At 40.2% G+C, this 21,153-nt stretch carries 23 protein-coding genes; 21 read left to right on the top strand and 2 right to left on the bottom strand.

Features of this window, described 5'->3' with window-relative positions; all coding sequences use genetic code 11:
* Window positions 1-15: 15 nt before the first annotated feature.
* Entirely contained in the window at window positions 16-978 is a 963-nt protein-coding gene (locus tag MKX55_RS18290) for an LCP family protein (RefSeq protein ID WP_339179467.1), read from the bottom strand.
* Between the two features lie 410 nt (window positions 979-1,388).
* Between MKX55_RS18290 and MKX55_RS18285 the strand changes: the two genes are divergently transcribed.
* Window positions 1,389-1,541, top strand: a complete 153-nt coding sequence (locus MKX55_RS18285) for a hypothetical protein (RefSeq protein ID WP_175297007.1) — start codon at window positions 1,389-1,391, stop codon at window positions 1,539-1,541.
* Window positions 1,542-1,587: 46 nt separating this feature from the next.
* Here the strand turns inward: MKX55_RS18285 and MKX55_RS18280 are convergent, their stop codons facing one another.
* Window positions 1,588-2,238, bottom strand: coding sequence for a YigZ family protein (locus MKX55_RS18280; protein WP_339179465.1), 651 nt, complete (start codon window positions 2,236-2,238; stop codon window positions 1,588-1,590).
* A gap of 1,112 nt (window positions 2,239-3,350) precedes the next feature.
* On the opposite strand from MKX55_RS18280, the gene MKX55_RS18275 reads away from it, so the two are divergent.
* From MKX55_RS18275 to secA, 20 genes are all read left to right on the top strand, one after another.
* Entirely contained in the window at window positions 3,351-4,490 is a 1,140-nt protein-coding gene (locus MKX55_RS18275) for a sensor histidine kinase (RefSeq protein ID WP_339234002.1), read from the top strand.
* Window positions 4,491-4,741: 251 nt separating this feature from the next.
* Entirely contained in the window at window positions 4,742-5,434 is a 693-nt protein-coding gene (locus MKX55_RS18270) for a response regulator transcription factor (RefSeq protein ID WP_042530169.1), read from the top strand.
* Window positions 5,435-5,663: 229 nt separating this feature from the next.
* Entirely contained in the window at window positions 5,664-6,506 is an 843-nt protein-coding gene (locus MKX55_RS18265) for a DegV family protein (protein WP_339234000.1), read from the top strand.
* A gap of 96 nt (window positions 6,507-6,602) precedes the next feature.
* The gene (locus MKX55_RS18260) at window positions 6,603-8,012 is read left to right on the top strand and encodes a DEAD/DEAH box helicase (protein WP_339233998.1); all 1,410 of its coding nucleotides are present in this window, start codon (window positions 6,603-6,605) and stop codon (window positions 8,010-8,012) included.
* On the top strand, window positions 8,009-8,686 hold the full coding sequence (locus tag MKX55_RS18255) for a ComF family protein (RefSeq protein WP_339233996.1): 678 nt from the start codon (window positions 8,009-8,011) through the stop codon (window positions 8,684-8,686). The genes MKX55_RS18260 and MKX55_RS18255 overlap by 4 nt, the downstream gene beginning before the upstream one ends.
* Window positions 8,687-8,904: 218 nt before the next feature.
* Entirely contained in the window at window positions 8,905-9,327 is a 423-nt protein-coding gene (locus MKX55_RS18250) for a TIGR03826 family flagellar region protein (protein WP_339233993.1), read from the top strand.
* A 74-nt stretch (window positions 9,328-9,401) separates the two neighbouring features.
* Window positions 9,402-9,665 carry a flagellar biosynthesis anti-sigma factor FlgM gene (flgM, locus tag MKX55_RS18245; protein WP_339179451.1) on the top strand — a complete coding sequence of 88 codons (264 nt, stop codon included), beginning with the start codon at window positions 9,402-9,404 and terminating at the stop codon, window positions 9,663-9,665.
* 27 nt (window positions 9,666-9,692) lie between these two features.
* Window positions 9,693-10,175, top strand: coding sequence for a flagellar protein FlgN (locus tag MKX55_RS18240; protein WP_339179449.1), 483 nt, complete (start codon window positions 9,693-9,695; stop codon window positions 10,173-10,175).
* A gap of 20 nt (window positions 10,176-10,195) precedes the next feature.
* The gene (gene flgK / locus MKX55_RS18235; protein ID WP_339233991.1) at window positions 10,196-11,671 is read left to right on the top strand and encodes a flagellar hook-associated protein FlgK; all 1,476 of its coding nucleotides are present in this window, start codon (window positions 10,196-10,198) and stop codon (window positions 11,669-11,671) included.
* A 9-nt stretch (window positions 11,672-11,680) separates the two neighbouring features.
* A complete protein-coding gene (gene flgL / locus MKX55_RS18230) occupies window positions 11,681-12,562 on the top strand; it encodes a flagellar hook-associated protein FlgL (RefSeq protein ID WP_339233989.1) in 882 nt (293 codons plus the stop codon).
* Between the two features lie 181 nt (window positions 12,563-12,743).
* Window positions 12,744-13,307 carry a DUF6470 family protein gene (locus tag MKX55_RS18225; RefSeq protein WP_339233987.1) on the top strand — a complete coding sequence of 188 codons (564 nt, stop codon included), beginning with the start codon at window positions 12,744-12,746 and terminating at the stop codon, window positions 13,305-13,307.
* 12 nt (window positions 13,308-13,319) lie between these two features.
* The gene (gene fliW / locus MKX55_RS18220; RefSeq protein WP_042530185.1) at window positions 13,320-13,766 is read left to right on the top strand and encodes a flagellar assembly protein FliW; all 447 of its coding nucleotides are present in this window, start codon (window positions 13,320-13,322) and stop codon (window positions 13,764-13,766) included.
* Window positions 13,766-13,990 (top strand): carbon storage regulator CsrA, encoded by a 225-nt coding sequence (csrA, locus tag MKX55_RS18215; protein WP_040978816.1) that lies wholly within the window; start codon window positions 13,766-13,768, stop codon window positions 13,988-13,990. The genes fliW and csrA overlap by 1 nt, the downstream gene beginning before the upstream one ends.
* Window positions 13,991-14,103: 113 nt before the next feature.
* Window positions 14,104-14,463, top strand: a complete 360-nt coding sequence (gene flaG, locus MKX55_RS18210; RefSeq protein ID WP_339233984.1) for a flagellar protein FlaG — start codon at window positions 14,104-14,106, stop codon at window positions 14,461-14,463.
* Between the two features lie 12 nt (window positions 14,464-14,475).
* Window positions 14,476-15,957, top strand: a complete 1,482-nt coding sequence (gene fliD, locus MKX55_RS18205; protein ID WP_339179437.1) for a flagellar filament capping protein FliD — start codon at window positions 14,476-14,478, stop codon at window positions 15,955-15,957.
* A 19-nt stretch (window positions 15,958-15,976) separates the two neighbouring features.
* Entirely contained in the window at window positions 15,977-16,378 is a 402-nt protein-coding gene (gene fliS / locus MKX55_RS18200; protein WP_339179436.1) for a flagellar export chaperone FliS, read from the top strand.
* Window positions 16,378-16,731 carry a flagellar protein FliT gene (locus MKX55_RS18195; RefSeq protein ID WP_339233981.1) on the top strand — a complete coding sequence of 118 codons (354 nt, stop codon included), beginning with the start codon at window positions 16,378-16,380 and terminating at the stop codon, window positions 16,729-16,731. The genes fliS and MKX55_RS18195 overlap by 1 nt, the downstream gene beginning before the upstream one ends.
* Before the next feature lie 309 nt (window positions 16,732-17,040).
* On the top strand, window positions 17,041-17,595 hold the full coding sequence (raiA, locus tag MKX55_RS18190) for a ribosome-associated translation inhibitor RaiA (RefSeq protein WP_042530193.1): 555 nt from the start codon (window positions 17,041-17,043) through the stop codon (window positions 17,593-17,595).
* Window positions 17,596-18,016: 421 nt separating this feature from the next.
* Entirely contained in the window at window positions 18,017-18,163 is a 147-nt protein-coding gene (locus tag MKX55_RS18185) for a hypothetical protein (RefSeq protein WP_175297008.1), read from the top strand.
* Window positions 18,164-18,519: 356 nt separating this feature from the next.
* The gene (secA, locus tag MKX55_RS18180) at window positions 18,520-21,039 is read left to right on the top strand and encodes a preprotein translocase subunit SecA (RefSeq protein WP_339233978.1); all 2,520 of its coding nucleotides are present in this window, start codon (window positions 18,520-18,522) and stop codon (window positions 21,037-21,039) included.
* The last annotated feature ends 114 nt before the right edge of the window (window positions 21,040-21,153 follow it).

The following is a 21,153-nucleotide window of genomic DNA, read 5'->3' as shown; positions in this document are numbered from 1 at the left end:
CAATGACACATTTCTTTATTCTTGTTCCATGTGGTCTGTAATTGTTGAATGGATACGGCTAAACTCTTCATCAGGTACAACATAATACCAAACTCCGCCGATGGTTTGACCGTCGCCTTCCATCTCCATTGTTTCTACATTATTTCTTGTTCCGCTATAATCTGTAAATAATGTTTGCAATCGTTTCATATCTAAATCAGTTTGGACATTATTTCCTAAAATGTCCAGAATGTTACTTGCTTTAGTAATACTTGAAAAGCTGGCCGCTTCGTCCATTGCAGCAACAATAACATCACGCTGACGTTCATTTCTCCCCATATCTCCGCGGCTGTCTTCGTATCTCATGCGGATATAAGAAAGAGCTTCCTCGCCATTTAAAGTGAGATTTCCTTCGCTGAAATCATGCCCGTCTTGAGAAAACGCCATGCTGTTTTGAACAGTAACGCCGCCTAAAGCATCAATACCTTGCTGGAAACCTTCCATATTTACACGTACATAAGAATGGATTGGCAAATCAAAGGCTTCTTCTACTGTTTCCACAGATAATTCGGTTCCGCCTCCTGTTTGAGCAGCTTCGCCAAATGCATAGGCATGGTTGATCTTATCCATTCCCCGGTCCGGGATATTTACATACGTATCACGAGGAATACTTAACATAAGCATGGAGTCGGTTCTTGGATTTAAGGAAAGCAGAATCATCGTATCCGAACGTCCGACATCTCCATCCCGCTCATCTACTCCCAGAAGCAGAATGTTAACTGCATCTGAATCGCTATAGAGCCGGTTGATTTCATCCTGCCGTTCAGGATCATTATCTCTTTCTAATGGACTATGCATCGATTCAACAACCTTGCCAACCTGATTCCACACAAAAAAGGCCCCGCCGCCGACAACTAAAATGAAAAACAAAATGATTCCACCAACAATAAATGGCCATTTTTTCCTTTTACGACTTCTATCATTTAATCTGGACACCAATATATTCTCCTCTATTCTTTCCTTAATTTAAACAAATTTTTACTAATTGTCAGGAAAAATAAATCTGTAATAGATTATATCGAAATTTAGATAAATCGTCTATGTTTAAAACAAATTTTGTGCGTACTATCTTCTCCTGAGAGCAGGACTTTTGATTCGATGTGAGATTTGAATCAGCTGTAAAGAGGAGTTTTGACGGAGGTGTCGCGCCTTTGAACGAATGAAATCGCTATCATTTATGAATCTATCAAAAGAGTTAAAAAATTTATCAAAATTAGTAGACAACGGTTCTATTTTTATATAGAATTACGTTTAGTAAGAAAATTCATCTTAGAGTGCGATATTACATATTTGCATGTAGAGTAAAGGTTAACGACTTTTAAGAAAAAATATTTAAAGGCGGTAGATGAATGGGCAGAGAGCAAGAACAGTATCAGAAGATATTGAAACGGGTTATTCATGATACGGAAAATCAAAAAGTAAATTCAATGGATGAAATCATTCAGTTACTTATTAAAGAATTATCTTTAAATACGACCACAAACATAAAAAGAAGTTATTAAATAAAAACTCTGTCGGATTATCGAGCAATCTGACAGAGTTTTTTTATTATGAAGGTGTATCCTCTACATCGATGTCGACATATTTCTGGCCGAGCAGTTCGAATGCTGCCTGCGCATTTGTCATTTCCGTTATCCAATCTTGGAAAGCATCGGTTTCTTCCGTTTTGACATAAATAATAAATGCGACATTCTCAAGATAATGAATGTCCTCCAAAAGATAGTTAGACTGTTGACGAATTTCGTTTTCTAATTTGCCGAGCAGTGTATATTCGACAGTGACGGAAACACCTTGCATCAGTTCTCTGCGGACGATTCCGGTCGTTTGGATGCCTTGTGTGGTTGCCGAGCCATAAGCACGGATAAGCCCGCCGGCTCCGAGTTTGATTCCTCCAAAATACCTTGTCACGACCACAGCAGTATCCTTTAATCCTTTTTTCTTTAACACTTCTAACATAGGGACACCAGCAGTTCCGCTTGGTTCACCGTCATCATTCGCTTTTTGGATATAGTCGGTTTCTCCGATAATATATGCGGAGCAATTATGTGTCGCATCCCGGTGTTCCTTTTTAATAGATTGAATAAATTCCTGAGCTTCCTCTTCTGATTCCACTCTTTTTACATTTGCGATAAAACGTGACTTTTGAATGATTATTTCGTCTGTACCCTGTTTATTTACGGTATAATAAGTTGATAGCATTTTATTTTCACCTCATTATTTTAAGTATTACATGATTTTGATAAGCTATTGTAGCTATATAAGTTGAAATTAAGGTTTTACTTTCTGGATACCGTTCCGAAAATACACTAGTGATAGTGTTCAATTATATAATAAATTTATTTTACTAGTGACTCAACTTTCACACATTAAAAAGTAACTTCATTTCCATAGAAATAGGAGTTGATTGTTCCTTTGATAACTCCCAAATAGTAGAAGGTGAAGTGTAAAGCGCCGCTGCGGCGGACCGTTTTGCTTTCCTAGGGGCACGCTCTTCAGCTAACTTTTGCCAAGAAGAGCACTTGGCAAAAGTGGATCTTCAGATGGTGCTGATCCCTCAGGAGTCAAAACGGTCCGCCTCCGCTAGTAGGATATTCTACACGTGAAAAACAACTCACCAAACAGAAGTTTGATCCGTATAGAACATATTTTTCATGCTACATGGTAAAATGATCCGTCAAAATTATCTTCTGTGCATCGAAGCGATTCCCTGTATTTCATACCCATGCTTTTATGATTGGTTGTTCAGGCGAAAGCTGCTATTTCGTCTAGCTCATTGAGATGATATTTCTTTCATTCGCTGTAGACTCCTAAGTGGTTTGCAGGCTAAACCCGTGACTCCTGTCACAACGACTGCACTTGCACGTCCTGTGCATCGCAGGGCGAGCTGAAGATCCACTTGAAAAGCGGTTTTCTTTTCAAGTTAGCTGAAGCCGTCCCCATGGAAAGCGGAGTGGTTGGCCGGAGTGGAGCTATGCACCATCATCAATTCCAAAAAGGCCGGATATTTCACCAAAATGCGAGCATGGCAATGTAGAATATGTTCACCCTGGAATAGCAAGATATATATGCTCCTTCTTAGGTGTGAAAGTTGAACTAGTGATAAAAGATATATTAAATAATTCAACTTGTATAGAAGTGAGTTTTGTGGGAATTATGACTAGCTGCTTTGAAGATGATTAAAGCAGCTGTTATCTTCCCTTCATTTTTAATTTAACGGATATATACCGGGCTTCGATGAAATTAATTTTTAAATAACCTTATAAAACCAAGAAAAGCTACGAATAATTATAACATAGGTTGGTGAGTTTCTTATGACAATAAGATTAAGCAGTCAAGCGATAGATAACATTGTAGAGAATGTAATGCAGATGGTGAATCAGAGTAAGGATGAAGTATTTGAAATTACCGAAGAAGGCAGAAAAGAGTATGAATATCTTTCTGGGGAATTAGAATCAACGAAAAAGAAAGTAAAGGAATATATTAAAAAGGGAGATCAATTAGAGAACGATGTCAAAAGTCACCGCAAGAAGCTTGCTGCGGTCAGCAGAGACTTTATGAAATACTCTGAGGAAGAAGTGCGGAAGGTTTATGAAAAAACGCATGATCTGCAAACAAAATTAGTCATTATGCGCGAAGAGGAAAAACTGTTAAGGAAGCGGCGTGATGAGATAGAGCTCAGATTGACAAATCTTACACATATATTGCAACGCGGAGAAGAGCTTACCGCTAAGATGACGGTTATTTTTAATTTTATGATGGATGACATGAAACAGGTCAATGAGATGATTGAAGATGCCAGAGAAAAACAGGAATTTGGTTTGAAAATCATTGAAGCACAAGAAGAGGAAAGGAAGAAGCTTTCCCGGGAAATCCACGATGGGCCGGCTCAAATGCTCGCTAATGTCTTATTACGGTCCGATATTCTGGACTATGTCATAAAAAAAGGGTCGCCAGAAGAAGTGAACAAAGAAATTAAATCGCTGCGGAAAAATGTTCGTGCTTCTTTACAGGAGGTCCGGAGAATTATCTATGACCTGCGTCCCATGGCCTTGGATGATTTGGGACTTATTCCGACAATCCGGAAATATGTTGACAGCCTGACCGAATATCATGATATTCATGTGGATTTTATTGTATTTGGGGAAGAAAAAAGATTAGATTCAAAATATGAGGTTGCTTTGTTCCGGCTAATGCAGGAGGCTGCGCAGAATGTGATAAAGCATAGTGGAGCAACAACAATCAAGGTAAAATTAGAAATTTTAAAAGACCGATTGATCCTGATTGTAGCCGATAACGGCAAAGGGTTTAATCCGGAAGAAAAAAGTGATAATTCCTTTGGATTAATCGGGATGAAAGAACGCGTGGAGATGCTTAACGGCAAGTTGGAAATCGTTACAGGGCAAGGAAAAGGAACAACGGTTACAATTAATGTTCCATATTCGTTAACTTAAGTATATAATGAAAAAGAGATATTGTAGAAAAAAAGTGCTTTTTGCAGAAAAGTAGAAAGTATCTGGATTTTTTATAGGGGTGTCATCATTCATAAATAAGCTGTTAAAAATAGTTTGAGCTGAAATGAGACAATAATGATGAAATATACTACAATAGACTTATTTAATCTAGAGAAAACTATCTATCTATTAATGATGAAGACAACATGACAGTTCAATTAGTATCATTTAGTAGAAAAGGAGATATATATATGGACGCACAAAAAGAAGTAAATATCGTATTAATTGATGACCACAAATTATTTCGCGAAGGTGTCAAACGAATTTTAGAATTCGAACCGGCATTTAAGGTAGTTGCAGAAGCGGATGACGGAACGGATGCAGCTAATCTTGTGAGAGATAATAATCCGGATGTTGTGTTAATGGATATCAATATGCCTAAAATTAATGGGGTACAGGCAACTGCTGACTTACTGAGACAATTTCCGCATACCAAAATAATCATCCTGTCTATCCATGATGATGAAAATTATGTGACACATGCTTTGAAAACGGGGGCACAAGGCTATCTGTTAAAAGAGATGGATGCAGAAGCACTTGTTGAAGCAATTAAAGTAGTGAGCGAGGGCGGTTCTTATTTACATCCGCGCATTACACATAATTTAGTAAAAGAGTATCGCCGTCTCGCACGGGAAAATACTTCCAGCCTGGCAAACAGACATGTAGAGCACCGCAAACCGCTTCATTTATTGACAAGACGTGAATGTCAGGTACTTCAGCTGCTGGCAGAGGGGAAAAGCAACCGTGCTGTAGCAGAATCGCTTTATATCAGTGAAAAAACAGTGAAAAACCATGTAAGTAATATTCTCCAAAAAATGAATGTGAATGATCGTACGCAGGCTGTTGTGTGTGCTATACGAAAAGGCTGGGTAGAGGTTATTTAATAAGATAAACAAAAAAAGCGTCCTGATTGAGTCTGTCAGGGCGCTTTTTCCCTCCTTTTGGGCAAGCAGACTTTCTCTTTTTACCATAAGAGGGAGAAACATTCATCTTGCCGGAAAGCATTCGATTTTTACAGCAGTTTCGTGTAGAATAATGTCAAGTAAGCCGTTTCCTATGAGGATATACAGAACAAGACAGTATAGTACCAGAAAAGAAAAGGGGTAATTGCCTATGAAAGTTGCTGTAATGACAGATAGTACAGCATATATTACGCCGGAAGAACGGGAAAAATATAATATTCATATGGTTCCGTTGAGCGTCAATTTTCCGGATGGTTCCTATCGTGAAGAATTAGATATTACCACCGAAGAGTTTTATCGGAAGCTTGCAAACGCTAAAGAATTGCCAAGTACCTCACAGCCGTCTGTAGGCGAGATGACGAAAAAATTAGAAGCATTAGCAGAAGACTATGACGCTGTTATTTCGGTTCATTTATCGAGCGGGATAAGCGGCACCTATCAGACAATGGTAAGTACAGGTGACATGGTGGAAGGAATCGATGTGTATGCCTACGATTCGGAAATCAGTTGTATGCTGCAGGGCTTTTATGTACTTGAAGCTGCTGCAATGGCCCAAAACGGAGCATCCGCAGAAACTATTTTAGCGAGAATGGATGAAATGAAAAAATCAGCCCGTGCTTATTTTATGGTGGATGATCTAACGAACCTCCAAAAAGGAGGAAGATTATCGAATGCCCAAGCGATATTAGGAAGTCTGTTACAAATCAAACCGATTCTTCATTTTGAGGATAAGCTGATTGTTCCTTTTGAAAAAATCCGCACGAAGAAAAAAGCAATCTCTCGTATCCTTGGCATGCTGGAAGAAGAGGTTGATGCAGGTAAGGAACTGCGGGTTGTGTTTATTCATGGGAATGACCGCACTTATGCCGAAAAGCTCGAAGCAGATTTTAAAGAAAAACACCCGGAAATCGAAACATCTATCAGCTATTTCGGACCTGTTATTGGTACGCATCTCGGACAAGGCGCTGTTGGCGTCGCTTGGTACAAAAAATAGAATAAAACTTCATTCAGCAGCAAAAAAGCTCACTGAATGAAGTTTTCTGCTAAATAGATGCTTTTCCCCACAAATTACGGAGGTGTTATATTACGTATGGACAAACAGATCCCGCTATCCCCTGCACTCCTCGCTCAGGCCTTATCCGGAAAACGATTATTAGAAGATGAAGTCCCCATTCCTCAAACCTGTTTTCAAGTACTCCAATCCACGAAGCAGCTCATACCAATTCCTGCAATAGAAAATAAAAAAGGAGCGCCCCAATGTATGCGCTGCGGAAATACTTCCCTGCAATATTTTTCCGAATATCCCTGTGGAATTTGCCAGAAAACCCATTTATATTGCCGGAATTGTATCCAAATGGGGAGAATCAGCGAATGCAAGCCGCTGTACAGCTGGAATGGTACAGAAGCACGCTGGCCGGAGCATGCCAATCCGTTAACCTGGGAAGGACAGTTAACGCCGGCTCAAAGCAAGGCTGCGGCTCACCTGGAGCGAGCCGTTAATGAAAAAAATCCATCCTATCTATGCTGGGCCGTCTGCGGTGCCGGCAAAACAGAGATGCTGTTCCCGGCAATTACTGCGGCTTTGAAGCGTGGGAATCGTGTTGCTTTGGCTTCCCCACGCGTCGATGTTATCCGGGAATTACTCCCCAGAATGAGACAGGCCTTTCAAAACATCACCATAGAAGCCCTTTATGGCGGCAGTGAGCATCGTACTGGCAGGTCTCAATTGATTTTAGCCACTACACATCAACTGCTGCGCTATTATCAGGCATTTGATGTATTAATCATTGATGAGGTAGATGCTTTTCCTTATTATTTAGATAGAAGCCTGATGTATGCTGCCAAGCAAGCTGTTAAGAAGCAGGCTACGACATTATACCTCACTGCTACCCCCCGTAAAAATTTCAGGCTGCAAATGAAGCTTGGAAAGCTCTCGCATGTTTTTGTGCCTTTGCGTTACCATGGACATCTTTTACCTGTTCCCCAATTTAAATTTTCCTTTTATCTAACCAGTCAGCTGACAAACAGAAAACTTCCCCGTGCCTTATTAAAGTGGCTGATTCAAAGAAAAAACCGGAAGCGGCAGCTCCTTTTGTTCGTACCAGAAATTGCTATGGCAAAAGAATTAAAGGAAGTTATTTCCGACGCCTTGCTTAAAACAAATACAATAGCAGCTGCTGAAAAATTAGAGATTGTTTTTGCGGCGGATCAGGATAGAGAAGAGAAAATCATTCAATTTCGGGAAAAGAAATTACATGCCTTGATTACAACAACAATCCTGGAAAGAGGGGTGACCTTTCCCTCTGTGGATGTAGCTGTGCTGGGTGCCGGCCATGAAGTATTTAATGAAGCTGCACTGGTGCAAATTGCTGGACGTGCCGGAAGAAGTGCGGCTGATCCATCAGGAGAGGTTATTTTTTTCCATGACGGGAAAACAGACGCAATGGAAAAAGCCAGACAGATGATTTTAGATATGAATGCAAGGGGGAGCAAACGTTGAATATTTGTTTATACTGCTATGCCTCCTTAGAAAAGTCCTTGAACTGGTCGAATTGGCTGACAGTAGAAGAAAATTCGGTTCTCTGTGAAACCTGTGCCGCAAAACTTGAAATAATTCCTGGGAACCGGTGTGAGATATGCAGCCGGGCGTGGAACGGCGCCATTTGTTCTGATTGTCAGCAGTGGAGGCAATTAGGAGAAAATATAGAAGGTAATTATTCTATTTACTATTATAATGAAACGATGCGTGACCTGATTACCCAATGGAAATTCCGGGGAGATTATGTATTAAGAGAAGTTTTTCGGAAGGACCTGCAGCATGCTTTTGAAAAACAATTTGCTTCGATTACGCCATCAATAGCGGCCGTGCCTATTCCATTAAGTAAAAATCGGATGCAGGAGCGGGGGTTTAATCAATCATTAGCTCTGGCAGAAATGCTGGATGTTCCAGTAAAGCATGTGTTGGGAAGAAACAGCGGGGAAAAGCAGGCAAAGAAAAATCGGAAATCGCGTTTAAAAAGAGGGAATCCTTTTTTTATCACAGAGGCCCTGCAGCAGCCGGCTTTGATTGTGGATGATATTTATACAACTGGTACAACTGTCCGGCAGGCAGCACAGCAACTCAATCTTCACGGCTGCCCGGCAGTGTATTCCTTAACAGTAGCACGAAGTTAGAAGTGCAGGCCTGCACAGGATGAATAATAGAACTGCTCCCAAAACTGCGAAACGATTTGTTATAATAAATGTAACGAACGTAAAATAAATCGAATTTACTATTAACAATAGCGGCAATAGTGACGATGATATAAGTAGGCAAAAGTATTTCGTGAAAATAAAATATGAAATGATAAATTCCTTCCTGGCAATATGCAGAGCAGAGAGGAGAAACGGCAATGGGAGAACTGGCAAACTGCGAACGATGTAATCGTGTGTTTGTGAAGCAATTTAGAGAAATATGCAACGAATGCTATAAAAAAGAGGAAGAAGATTTTAGAATGGTATATAACTTTTTAAGAAAACGGGAAAACCGGATGGCTACAATTGGGCAGATTGTAGAGGCGACAGATGTAGATGAAAGTATTCTTCATAAATTTATCCGGGAAAAAAGGCTCCAGCCTTCTCACTTCCCTAATTTGTCCTATCCTTGTGAAAGGTGCCAGCGGCCTATTACAGAAGGGACTTTATGCGATGCTTGCCAGACAGAGCTGAAGGAAGAACTGGAGCGGCATGATGCAGTGGAATCCATTCAGGAAAAAGCGCTGAAAGAAGAAAGTGAAACAACGTATTATGCAAAAGGAGAATGGAAGAAAGATTAATATACCAGAATCGGACAAAGAAAGAGTAATGCAGTATCCAAAGAAATCACGCATTACTGGAAGGGGTGCAGAAATTGAAAATACATGGACCAAATCCAACCAACTTTAATCCATATAAACAGGCATTTAAGGATAAACAGGCAATCGAGTCTGAAGCATATAAGAAGGACAGTATTGAGATATCGCCGGAAGCGAAGAAGCTGCAGAAGCAGGAGCAGCCGAATGAAACGCGGGCAGCGTATGTCAATGAGATAAAACAGAAAATCGAGAGCAATCAATATGAAATAAATTATGAGAAGATTGCTCAGAAAATGCATGATTTTTGGACTGGTAAGTAAAGGAATACCGTCAAAGGAGGAAACGGTGTGGGCATACAGCTGATTCACGCAATGAATGATTTAACCGCAACACACAAAGATTTACTGGGATTATCCAAGCGAAAGACAGAAGCTTTGACGAATAATAAGCTGGATGAATTTCAGGCATTGCTTTTAGAAGAGCAGAAGCTTATCCGTCAGCTGGAGAAACAGGAACAACAAAGACAGGAAGCCGCAGAAGCATGGAATCAAGAACAGCCTGATGCCGCAGCATCACTGACCATTACAGAGATTTTGGACAGGCTGGATGGAGAAGAACAGAAAATGGCAGCAGATGCAGCGGCTGCACTAACGGATACAATGACAGAGCTAAAAAGACAGGAGCAATTAAATAAAGCATTACTGGAAGAATCGATGAAGTTTGTTCAGCTTTCGATGGAATTAGTTAATCCTTCCATCAACTCAATGAATTACGGAAATGGATCCTCTGATAAGATGTCCAACCGTTCTTTATTTGATTCGAAAGCGTAGAAAAGGAGAGAAAAGAAGGCATGAGTACGTTCCGAGGATTAGAAATGGCACGTCAGGCACTGAGTACACAGCAAAGTGCTTTATATACAACCGGGCATAATATTTCCAATGCCAATACACCTGGATACTCCAGACAGCGCGTGAATATGCAGGCAATGAATGCTTACCCGACGCCGGGAATGAACAGTCCGCACCTGCCTGGTCAGATGGGGACAGGAGTAGAAGCTGGGTCTGTCCAGCGTATCCGTAATCAATTTTTAGATACCCAATTTCGGTCGGAGAATGCTTCTGTAGGCTATTGGTCTCAACGGACAGAGGCACTTTCAAGAATGGAAAATTTATTGAATGAGCCGAGCGATTCAGGCATCGAAGCAGCAATGAGTGATTTCTGGAGTGCGTTGCAGACTGCATCTACCACCCCGGGCGAAAATGGGGGGCGTGCAGTTATCCTGAGCAGAGGGGAAGCGCTGGCTGATACGTTCAATCATCTGTCGTCTTCGATGAATACCATTCGTACGGATTTACAAACGGAGACAGAGAATACAATTAATCAAGCAAATAGTATGATTGAAAATCTGAAAGATATCAATTCTCAAATTAAAAAGCTCGAAACACATGGGTATACTGCCAATGATTTATATGATCGGCGCGATAATATTTTAGATGAGCTTTCAGAAATTGTGAATATTGATGTGTCCTATAATAAAGATCATATTCCGGGCGGAAAGCAGGGAGATGGTGTCGCGATAGTGAATATTATCGTTGCAGATGGTGAGCCGGTGAATATCGTTAATGGGGTGACAGGAGAAACCCAGCAGATCGATGATCCGGTTTATACAGAAATTAATGGAATGAAAGTTTTTGAAAGCATCAATGTAGGCGATGTGGATATTACATCCTCCAGAGGCACAATCCAAAGCTATGTACATGCTTCCGGATATGCGGAGGGCGAAGGAGAGAACGCTGCAGCAAAAGGCGATTTTCCGGAGATGCTTGAAAAGCTGGATAATCTGGCATATGCGATTGTAACCAGCTTCAATGAACTTCATAAAGAGGGGGACTCAGGGCTGCCATTTTTTGAAGAATTAACGGATGCACAGGGAGCTGCCGGGAAAATGGCAGTTGCATTAAAAGACCGTTCCGACGTTAATGTGTCAAGAGAAGGAAATTCAGGAGACCTGGCAAGAGATTTGTCGAATGTCTTTACAAGTGCCAATGAGGATTTAGATGGTGTCTCTGTGAATGGTTATCTGGAATCCATTATCGGTGAAGTCGGGGTGGATGCTAAACACGCCATCACGATGCTGGATAATACAGCGACATTACAGCATCAGGTGAATAACCAGCGTCAATCGATCAGTGCAGTTTCTCTGGATGAAGAAATGACAAACATGATTAAATTCCAGCATGCATACAATGCAGCAGCCCGCGGGATGACAGCGATGGATGAATTAATAGATACAATTATCAACCGAATGGGATTGGTAGGAAGGTAGGTTAGAAAAATGCGTGTAACTCAAAGTATGCTTTCCAATAACTTATTACGTAATTTATCACATAACAGTACGCAAATGAATAAATATATGGATCAGCTGTACACGGGGAAAAAGATATCCAAGCCTTCTGATGATCCGATGATTGCGATGAAGGGCGTTTCGTACCGTTCCGAATTAGCACGAATTGAACAATTTGAACGGAATACCTCTGAAGTGAACAGCTGGCTGGATAATACGGATGCTGCCATTGACCAGACGAATCATGCGATGCAGCGGTTAAAAGAGCTGGCAGTAAAGGCAAGCAATGGGACAAACAGCAGCGACGAATACCAGAGTATTGTAGAAGAAGCAAAGCAATTAAAAGAGCATTTAGTAGATATTGCGAATACGAGTGTGAATGGAAAATACATTTTTAACGGCACGAACTCGAATGTACAGCCAGTAACAATAGGCGAAGATGGAGAACTGACAGTTGATTTTGCAGATGATGATGTGATTATGGAAGTTTCAAGCGGGATTACTGTAAAAGCAAATACAGATGGATCTACCGTTTTTGGTGAGAATGGAGATTTATTTGCAACGGTGGATAGCTTTATTTCACGCCTTGTAGACGGAGAAGGTATTGAAGCAAGCATTGGCGAATTAGAAGCATCGATTGGCGGCGTTCTTGATTCACGTGCAGAAATCGGTGCCCGCATGAATCGGGTAGAGCTTGTCGAAAACCGCTTAGCCGATCAAAAAATCGTCACGACAAAAACGTTATCTGATAATGAGGACGTCGATTTTGCAGAGGCAATTACGAACCTGATTACACAAGAGAGTCTACATCGGGCAGCACTTTCAGCAGGTTCTCGTATTATCCAGCCTTCTCTGGTTGACTTTTTACGATAAGGACATGTTCACGTGAAAGTTTGTTGACGTATAAAACACCCTGCCCACTATGTTGTTTGGAGCAGGGTGTTTTTTATCTAATAGGAAAGTTTTGTTTGTAAGACGGATGTGAGCATGTTATTCACCCAAAGGTTTATCCAAGCCAATGTTTTCTAAATCATGCGATGGAGAGGGAAAAGAGATGGAGATTCCACAAATTAGAATGCATTCACAGCCGGCAAAAATACAAATTCAAACAGAGTCGGCACAATTACATATGTCACAGCCGTCTGGTGATTTAACCATCAGACAGCCCAAAGCAGAAATCTCCATGCGTACGAAACAAGGAAAGCTAAACATCGATCAGAGCCAGGCGTGGGAGGACATGAATTTATTAAGTGCGAAAAAAAGCATCGCCAAAAATGCGCAGGCCGGGGAACAGGCGGCTGCTCAAGGGACTGCCAGAAGAGCACGGCAGGGCAATGCATTAATGCGCATTGAAAATAGTGCAGATCCCATCAAGGCACAAGCGATGGAAAACGCATTTTCAGAGCAAAAAAGATTGGGAATTACATTTATTCCTTCTACCTTTGCTGTAAAAACTTCCTATGAACCGGCAGATTTAGATATTCAGGTGCAAACACATCAGCCGGTGATTGAAGGAAGAGCCAATAAACCAATGATGCAATATACACCTGGAAGTATAGAAACCTCCCTCGCCCAGCGTCCGGAGCTAACAATAGAAGTAATCAATACAAAAATATAAGGAGTGTACACCATGAAGATGACATCTGCGTACTTAGGTGAAATCGAAGTCGATGAGTCAAAAATAATTACATTTCCATCCGGAATACCCGGATTTTCAGAGTCCAAACAATTTGTGTTACTGGAATTTCCAGATAACCAGATGTTTCATATTTTACAATCGGCAGATAATGCGCAATTAGCTTTTATCATTACCGATCCCTATTATCTTTATCAGGATTATGTGTTTGAACTGGAACCCTCTACTATTGACCTTTTAAAAATAAAAGACCGCAATGATGTAGCTATCTACACGATTGTCACTGTAAATAAACCCTTTACGGATAGCACCATTAACCTGAAAGCGCCAATTGTGATTCACGTTAAAGAAAACTTGGCAAAACAGGTCGTCCTTCAAACGGATGCATATTCATCCAGAACGCCAATCAACCGGCCTTCCCATGAAAAGGAGGAAAAATAATGCTTGTACTTTCCAGAAAAAGAAATGAAGCCATTCAAATCGGTGACGATATTGAAGTAGAAGTAATTGCGATTGAAGGGGATCAGGTCAAGCTGGGTATTCGTGCGCCAAAGTCAGTGGATATCTACCGGCAGGAGATTTATGTAGATATCAAAAACCAAAATAATCAGGCGGCACAGATCGATCAAAACCTCTTTGATTTCTTAAAAGGAGAAAAACTATAAACTTTTTATCGTACAGATAAACTTGACAATCATGCTATAAAACTTGTATTTAACCCTTTACATTTTCCAAAAGTAGCCGATATAAAAGATAAACAGTAAGGAGTTGTGACCTGATGGTTGTAAATAAAGCTGGAGTGCAGGACACTTCATTTATTCCTCATCCCATTAAGGCTGTTACATCCCCCGCCGCTTTGCCGTCTGAAGCAAAAGAAAAAGAAGCAACCAAGACAGAAACGAGCAAAGCAGTGAGTAAAGAACAAGTAGAGCTGGTTATTGAAAAAATGAATGGCTTTTTAGAGCCGGTCAGAAGAAATGTAAAGTTTGAAATGCACGATAAATTGGAAAAGTATTATGTTACTGTTGTAGATGCAGATAAAGACGAGGTTATACGAGAAATTCCTCCAAAAAAGTTATTGGATATGTATGCAGAAATGGCCGATTTCATGGGCCTGTTGATCAATAAAAAGATATAGAGGTGAGTGAATATGCGAATTGGCGGATTGGCAAGTGGAATTGATACAGAATCGATGATCAAAGATTTAATGAATGCAGAGAGAATCCCGCTTGATAAAATGCATCAGGACCGGACAAAGCTGGAATGGAAACGCGATGCTTTCCGGGACGTTAATAAATTATTAGGCAACTTTGACCAGAATATGATTTTGAATATGAAATTGAGTGAAACTTTTAATAAAAAGATTATTTCCTCGACACAGGAGGATGCGGTTCGTGCTACGGGAAATGCTGGCGCGAATGGCGGTACGTATCGGATTAAGGTGGAGCAGCTGGCTAGTTCTGCTATTAATGTAAGTGAGTCGGATAAAATGCAGATTAATGCTGAAGATACGCTTGATCCATCAATGGGACCAATTGAATTTTCAACATATGATAAAGCCGGTGAAAAAATAGATCATAGCTATGAGATTCAATCTGGAGATAAACTTTCTGATGTTATTAAAAGAATTAATGACGATAAAGATAGCCCTGTTCGTTTAAGCTACGATGAAAATGCAAATACAGTCATATTAGAAGCTACTCGAACTGGGAAATATAACAAAGCTGAAGGTGGAAAGGAAATTACGTTTACTGATAGTAGCTTTTTTGCCAACCTAGGTTTGAATGATGAAAATGAAGAAGGCGCCCAAAATGCAGAATTTACCTATAATGGCGCTTATAAAGTCACCACCCAGGACAACCATTACCAGCTAAATGGCGTTACCTTCCAATTTCTAAATAAAACAGAAGGCGAAGCAACCCTAAACGTAACCAACGATATTGACCATACCGTTGAAAAAATTACCGAGTTTGTGGAAGCTTATAATGAAATTGTTGAGAAAATTAATGAATCGCAGCGTGAACAGGTTTTCCGTGATTTTCCTCCGTTAACAGATGAACAAAAATCAGATATGTCCGAGCGTGAAATTGAGCTTTGGGAAGAAAAAGCAAAAAGCGGAATGCTGCGGGGAGAATCATTCCTGTCCAGTGGATTATCCAGCATGCGGCAAAGCTGGTATGGAACAGTGAAAAATGATGGAGCCTTCACTTCATTAACAGAAATCGGAATTGAAACGTCAGCTGACTATATGGATGGCGGAAAGCTGGTTATTAATGAAGCAGAGTTGCGGGAGGCGCTAGCTGCCGATCCAGAAAGTGTGCAAAGACTCTTCTCCAATAATGTAGAGGGAGAAGGAAGAGGACTGATCAATCGGTTGGAGGATTCTGTAGAGAATACCATCGGTCAAATTAATCAGCGTGCTGGTAAGGCAACCAGTGTATCCTTAGATGGGTATGCACTAGGGAAACGCATGGAGGAAATCAACAGCCGTATTGAGAATTTTGAGCGTCGTTTGGAAAACGTCGAATCGCGTTATTGGAGACAATTCTCAGAGATGGAGCGTGCTATTTCCATGATGAATCAGCAATCCGATATGCTGATGTCGAATTTTGCTCCTGGACTGGCACAATAAGAAAGAAGGGTGATGCAATTTGAGTAGTAATAAAGCATATCAAACCTATCAAAATAACGCCGTTAATACAGCATCAGGCGGAGAGCTGACGCTGATGCTCTATAATGGCTGTATTAAATTTATTAAACAAGCAAGGAAAGAGATGGATAACAACCATTTTGCTGCTAAAAATACCAATATCCAAAAAGCGCAGAAAATCATTAATGAACTCATGGTGACATTGGATATGAATATGGAAATCTCTCATCAGATGATGCCGTTATACGACTATATGCATAATCTATTAACAGAAGCGAATATAAAGAATGATACTGAAAAATTAGAAGAGGCACTCAGCTATGCAGAGGAATTTCGCGATGTTTGGAAACAGGTTATTCTAAAGGATCGTCAGCAGAAATACAGTCAGGGTGCTTCGATCTGATGAACCGGATCATGCCTATCTACCAACTAACAGAGCGCATGCAGCAGCTATTATCCCAGGATATCGATTCGCATAATCGGGAAGAGGTTATCAGTACCTTTCAAAAATTGATGGAAGAGAGAGGGAAGCTGCTTGAAGCGATAGCTCCTCCATACACAGAGGATGAAGACAAGCTGGGAAAAGCAGTCGTCCCTATGAACCAAGATATTGAGCAAAAGATAAAATTTATATTCTTTGCTTTAAAAAATGAAATGAAGCAGGTACAGCAGCAGAAGAAATCAACATCAAGCTATTCCAATCCATATAAAAATATGCAAAGCATGGACGGCATGTTTTTAGATCAGAAAAAATAAAGGTTTATTACCTTCAAAAAGAGATAATCAGCAATGGCCAAGCTGGTTATCTCTTTTTAGAAGAGAGGATGCTTTACTTTCTGTCTGAGACGGAGAGAAGGAAAAGAATAGAAGGATATGTTTCTGGTAAATCGAATTCAAACATAACTTCGAATTTTGTCAAAAAACTTTAATCTTTCTAAACCTTGCATGTACAGGGGTTGGCCCGGATGAATAGAAAACGTTTACGAAAAATAAGGGTTTAGACAAGAGAAGTTTGTGAAATAGTGATATAATATATTTATAAAAGTAAAGAAGGAGGACACTTATATGAAATTTAATATTAGAGGCGAAAATATTGAGGTTACAAACGCTATTCGAGAGTATGTTGAGAAGAAAATCAGCAAACTGGAAAGATATTTTGATTCCGCTCCGACTAGCGATGTGCATGTAAATCTAAGTGTCTATAATGATGAACAGCGCATTGAGGTTACCATCCCAATGACAAATCTCTTACTGCGTGCAGAGGTACAGCATATTGACTTATATGCTGCTGTAGACTTAGCCGTAGATAAATTAGAAAGACAAATTCGCAAACATAAAACTAAAATCAATCGTAAATTCAGACAAAACGGCGCTCCTAAGCATGCTTTTGCTGAATTAGAAAAAGAAGCAAAACTGGCATCTGAAGAAAATGAAAATCAAATTGAATTAGTACGTACCAAACGTTTTAACTTAAAACCAATGGATTCTGAAGAAGCAATTCTGCAAATGGATATGCTTGGACACAGCTTCTTTGTATTTACTAATGATCAATCTGGAGAAACCAATGTAGTTTATAAACGCCGTGATGGAAAATACGGATTGATTGAACCGCATGTTTAAATCAAAATAAAATAGTATATTAATAGAAAAAGCAGAATATCACTTCCGATGCAGGAGGCGATATCCTGCTTTTTTCATTTTTACGAGATTGCTAAAAAGTTTTTTTGATCAAGAAATGAAATATCTACGGATCATAGAAATCGCCCACAGAGTGCGTATGTACAGGATTTGTTTTGGTAAAGGAAGAATAAATAAGCCAAAAAATTTATCATTTTCATCCAATCGGTTAAATTTTGTCGAAAAAAACATCAAACTGGCGTTTTTGTTCAGTTTATACGGGTAAACGCGTCTTTTTTACAGCCAAAAACACAGTTTGTCTGGACAAACTGTGTTTTTGGCTGTTGAAAAATGGAGTTTGCTGATTCGCTGGAAAAGAAGGCATGTGGTATAAATAAATTAGAAAGTAAAGGGGGGCAGTCAAATGCAGTATACGACGCAGCGAGTGCTGGATGAATTGGAACAGCGGGTAAGTCAGCATGAACATACAATTCAGCAGCTATTACGTATTGTAGGAAACCTCAATAAGCATCTTGCACAGATATCCTCTGAACAAAAAGAAAAAGTTTAAAAATAGTGTATCTATAATCGATACTACTCTTCGCAAAACAACCTCGGAAGATCACTTCATTCAGGACTGAAATCAACATTTCAGTTCTTTTTTTATACATACAGGAGGTCAGTCAGTATATTGATAATTAGCTTGTGCCAGAAAGAGACCCTGCTGGGAACGAAACGGACAATGTAAGTTGTCATAACGGTTTAGGAAGTGTTATGATTACTTATATTGACTATTGCCTATCAGACATGGTAAATTTATCAGCTACGATATCATTACCTTTAAATAATGGTATATGACATATAATTTTTGATTCAAGTGTAATTCTATAAGCAATAAAAGTTTCAATTAACTGAGGAGCGTTCATAATGGCAGGAATTTTAACGAAGATTTTTGGTGACGGAAATCAAAAACAAGTGAAGCGTATCGAAAAACAGGTGGACAAGATCGAAGCATTAGAGCCTGAGGTACAGAAGCTTTCAGATAATGATTTACAGAAGAAAACAGAGGAATTTAAGGAACGGGCCGCAAATGGAGAAGAATTGGACAACCTTCTTGTAGAAGCATATGCGGTTGTTCGTGAAGCCTCTAAGCGTGTGCTCGGAATGCGGCCTTTCCGTACGCAGTTAGTCGGTGCGGTAGCGCTGCATAATGGAAATATATCTGAAATGAAAACAGGGGAAGGGAAAACGTTGGCTTCCACGATGCCAGCGTATCTTAATGCGCTTTCGGGTGAAGGCGTGCATATTATTACGGTCAATGATTATTTAGCAGATCGTGATGCGAAAGAAAATGGAGAGCTGTTTGCTTTTTTAGGATTAACGGTCGGTTTAAACCATAATGGTCTCCCTAAGGAAGATAAGCGTAAAGCGTATCAAGCAGATATTACTTATGGAACAAATAATGAATTTGGTTTTGACTATTTAAGAGATAACATGGTGTTATATAAAGAACAGATGGTGCAGCGTCCATTGAATTATGCCATTATCGATGAGGTTGACTCGATTTTAATTGATGAAGCCCGTACGCCATTGATTATTTCCGGGTCAGCAAAAAAATCTGCATCGCTCTATCAGCAGGCAGATCGATTTGTGCGTACACTGCAGAAGGAAACAGATTATACCTTTGAGGAAAAAACAAAGGCAGTACAATTAACGGAACAAGGAATTGATAAAGCAGAGAAATTCTTCAGTATCGAAAATTTATTTGAATTATCACATGTTTCCTTAACGCATCATATTAATCAGGCATTAAAAGCGCATGTATCCATGCATAAAGATACGGATTATATGGTAGAAGAAGGCGAAGTCATTATTATCGACCAGTTTACTGGACGTAAAATGAAAGGCCGCCGCTATAGTGATGGTCTGCATCAGGCAATTGAAGCTAAGGAAAACTTACAAATACAAAATGAGAGTATGACGCTTGCTTCGATTACTTTCCAGAACTATTTCCGTATGTACAAAAAATTGTCTGGTATGACAGGTACAGCAAAAACAGAAGAAGAAGAGTTCAGAAGCATCTATAATATGGATGTTATTGCTATCCCAACTAATCAGCCAGTTCAAAGAGATGACCGTGCAGATCAAATTTATAAAACGATGGAAGGCAAGTTTAAATCTGTTGTCAATAACATCAAAGAGCGTCATGAAATGGGTCAGCCGGTTCTGGTCGGTACGGTAGCGGTAGAGACCTCTGAATTGATTTCACAGATGCTCAAGCGCGCGGGAGTAAAGCATGAAGTACTAAATGCGAAAAACCACTTCCGTGAGGCGGAAATTATTGAAAATGCCGGTCAGAGGGGTGCAGTAACCATCGCAACCAACATGGCGGGCCGCGGTACAGATATTAAATTAGGAGACGGTGTAAAAGACCTTGGCGGACTGGCTGTCATCGGCACGGAACGACACGAATCACGTCGGATTGATAATCAGCTCCGCGGACGTTCCGGACGTCAGGGTGATCCGGGAATATCCCAATTTTTCTTATCTATGGAAGATGAGCTGATGCGCCGTTTCGGTTCAGATAATTTGAAAGCAATGATGGAAAGGCTTGGCATGGATGATGACCAGCCAATTGAAAGTAAAATGGTTTCCCGTGCAGTAGAATCTGCTCAGAAACGTGTGGAAGGAAATAACTACGATGCACGTAAAACGGTTCTGTCTTATGATGATGTGCTTCGTGAGCAGCGTGAGATTATTTATAAACAGCGCTTTGACGTCATTGATTCTGAAACCAACCTGCGTGAAATCATTATAAATATGATTCAGTCTACCGTAGAGCGAATTGTTGCAACGCATACACAGGATAATGATGAAGATAAATGGAACCTGGATGCTATTGTGGAATATGTAGAAGGGAACTTATTAGATCAAGGCGATATCACAACAGCAGAGCTTCAGGATAAGGAAGCAGATGAAATAACTGGCATTATTATGGAAAAAGTGAATAGCCGTTATGATGCAAAAGAAGCAGAGCTTACACCGGAGCAGTTTGTTGAGTTTGAAAAAGTTATTTTACTGCGTACAGTAGATACAAAATGGATGGACCATATTGACCAGATGGATCAGCTTCGCCAGGGTATTCATTTACGTGCTTACGGTCAGAACGATCCGCTGCGTGAATATCAAATGGAAGGCTTCACGATGTTTGAAGAAATGATTGCAAGCATTGAAGAGGAAGTATCCAAATATGTGATGAAAGCACAGATTCAGGATAATCTGCAGCGTCAGGAAGTCGTTAAAAATACACAAGCGGTTTCTGGGGGCGGAGAAGGCCAGAAGAAAAAATCCAGAAAACCAGTTGTGAAAAATAATACCGTAGGACGAAATGATCCTTGTCCATGCGGCAGCGGTAAAAAATATAAAAACTGTCATGGTAAGCAATAAGCTAAACGGCGTTCATTTGAAACAACACCCCGTTCAATAGTGGATACAACGGTTATATTGGCGGGGAAAACAGAGAGCTTTCCTGGACAGAGCATCTGTTATACCATGGCAAGG

It is taken from the genome of Oceanobacillus sp. FSL W7-1281 (assembly GCF_037969835.1).
In the GTDB taxonomy this organism is placed as follows: Bacteria; Bacillota; Bacilli; order Bacillales; family Amphibacillaceae; genus Oceanobacillus; species Oceanobacillus oncorhynchi.
The sequence above is the reverse complement of the archived record's forward strand: the minus strand, read 5'-3'. Positions and strand labels throughout refer to the sequence as shown.

What these genes read in the sequence shown, in the direction of transcription:
- MKX55_RS18285 (WP_175297007.1), top strand. Translation starts at nt 1,389, where the DNA reads ATGGGCAGAGAGCAAGAACAGTATCAGAAGATATTGAAACGGGTTATT.
- MKX55_RS18280 (WP_339179465.1), bottom strand. Translation starts at nt 2,238, where the DNA reads ATGCTATCAACTTATTATACCGTAAATAAACAGGGTACAGACGAAATA.
- MKX55_RS18275 (WP_339234002.1), top strand. Translation starts at nt 3,351, where the DNA reads ATGACAATAAGATTAAGCAGTCAAGCGATAGATAACATTGTAGAGAAT.
- MKX55_RS18270 (WP_042530169.1), top strand. Translation starts at nt 4,742, where the DNA reads ATGGACGCACAAAAAGAAGTAAATATCGTATTAATTGATGACCACAAA.
- MKX55_RS18265 (WP_339234000.1), top strand. Translation starts at nt 5,664, where the DNA reads ATGAAAGTTGCTGTAATGACAGATAGTACAGCATATATTACGCCGGAA.
- MKX55_RS18260 (WP_339233998.1), top strand. Translation starts at nt 6,603, where the DNA reads ATGGACAAACAGATCCCGCTATCCCCTGCACTCCTCGCTCAGGCCTTA.
- MKX55_RS18250 (WP_339233993.1), top strand. Translation starts at nt 8,905, where the DNA reads ATGGGAGAACTGGCAAACTGCGAACGATGTAATCGTGTGTTTGTGAAG.
- flgK (WP_339233991.1), top strand. Translation starts at nt 10,196, where the DNA reads ATGAGTACGTTCCGAGGATTAGAAATGGCACGTCAGGCACTGAGTACA.
- flgL (WP_339233989.1), top strand. Translation starts at nt 11,681, where the DNA reads ATGCGTGTAACTCAAAGTATGCTTTCCAATAACTTATTACGTAATTTA.
- MKX55_RS18225 (WP_339233987.1), top strand. Translation starts at nt 12,744, where the DNA reads ATGGAGATTCCACAAATTAGAATGCATTCACAGCCGGCAAAAATACAA.
- fliW (WP_042530185.1), top strand. Translation starts at nt 13,320, where the DNA reads ATGAAGATGACATCTGCGTACTTAGGTGAAATCGAAGTCGATGAGTCA.
- csrA (WP_040978816.1), top strand. Translation starts at nt 13,766, where the DNA reads ATGCTTGTACTTTCCAGAAAAAGAAATGAAGCCATTCAAATCGGTGAC.
- flaG (WP_339233984.1), top strand. Translation starts at nt 14,104, where the DNA reads ATGGTTGTAAATAAAGCTGGAGTGCAGGACACTTCATTTATTCCTCAT.
- fliD (WP_339179437.1), top strand. Translation starts at nt 14,476, where the DNA reads ATGCGAATTGGCGGATTGGCAAGTGGAATTGATACAGAATCGATGATC.
- MKX55_RS18195 (WP_339233981.1), top strand. Translation starts at nt 16,378, where the DNA reads ATGAACCGGATCATGCCTATCTACCAACTAACAGAGCGCATGCAGCAG.
- raiA (WP_042530193.1), top strand. Translation starts at nt 17,041, where the DNA reads ATGAAATTTAATATTAGAGGCGAAAATATTGAGGTTACAAACGCTATT.
- MKX55_RS18185 (WP_175297008.1), top strand. Translation starts at nt 18,017, where the DNA reads ATGCAGTATACGACGCAGCGAGTGCTGGATGAATTGGAACAGCGGGTA.
- secA (WP_339233978.1), top strand. Translation starts at nt 18,520, where the DNA reads ATGGCAGGAATTTTAACGAAGATTTTTGGTGACGGAAATCAAAAACAA.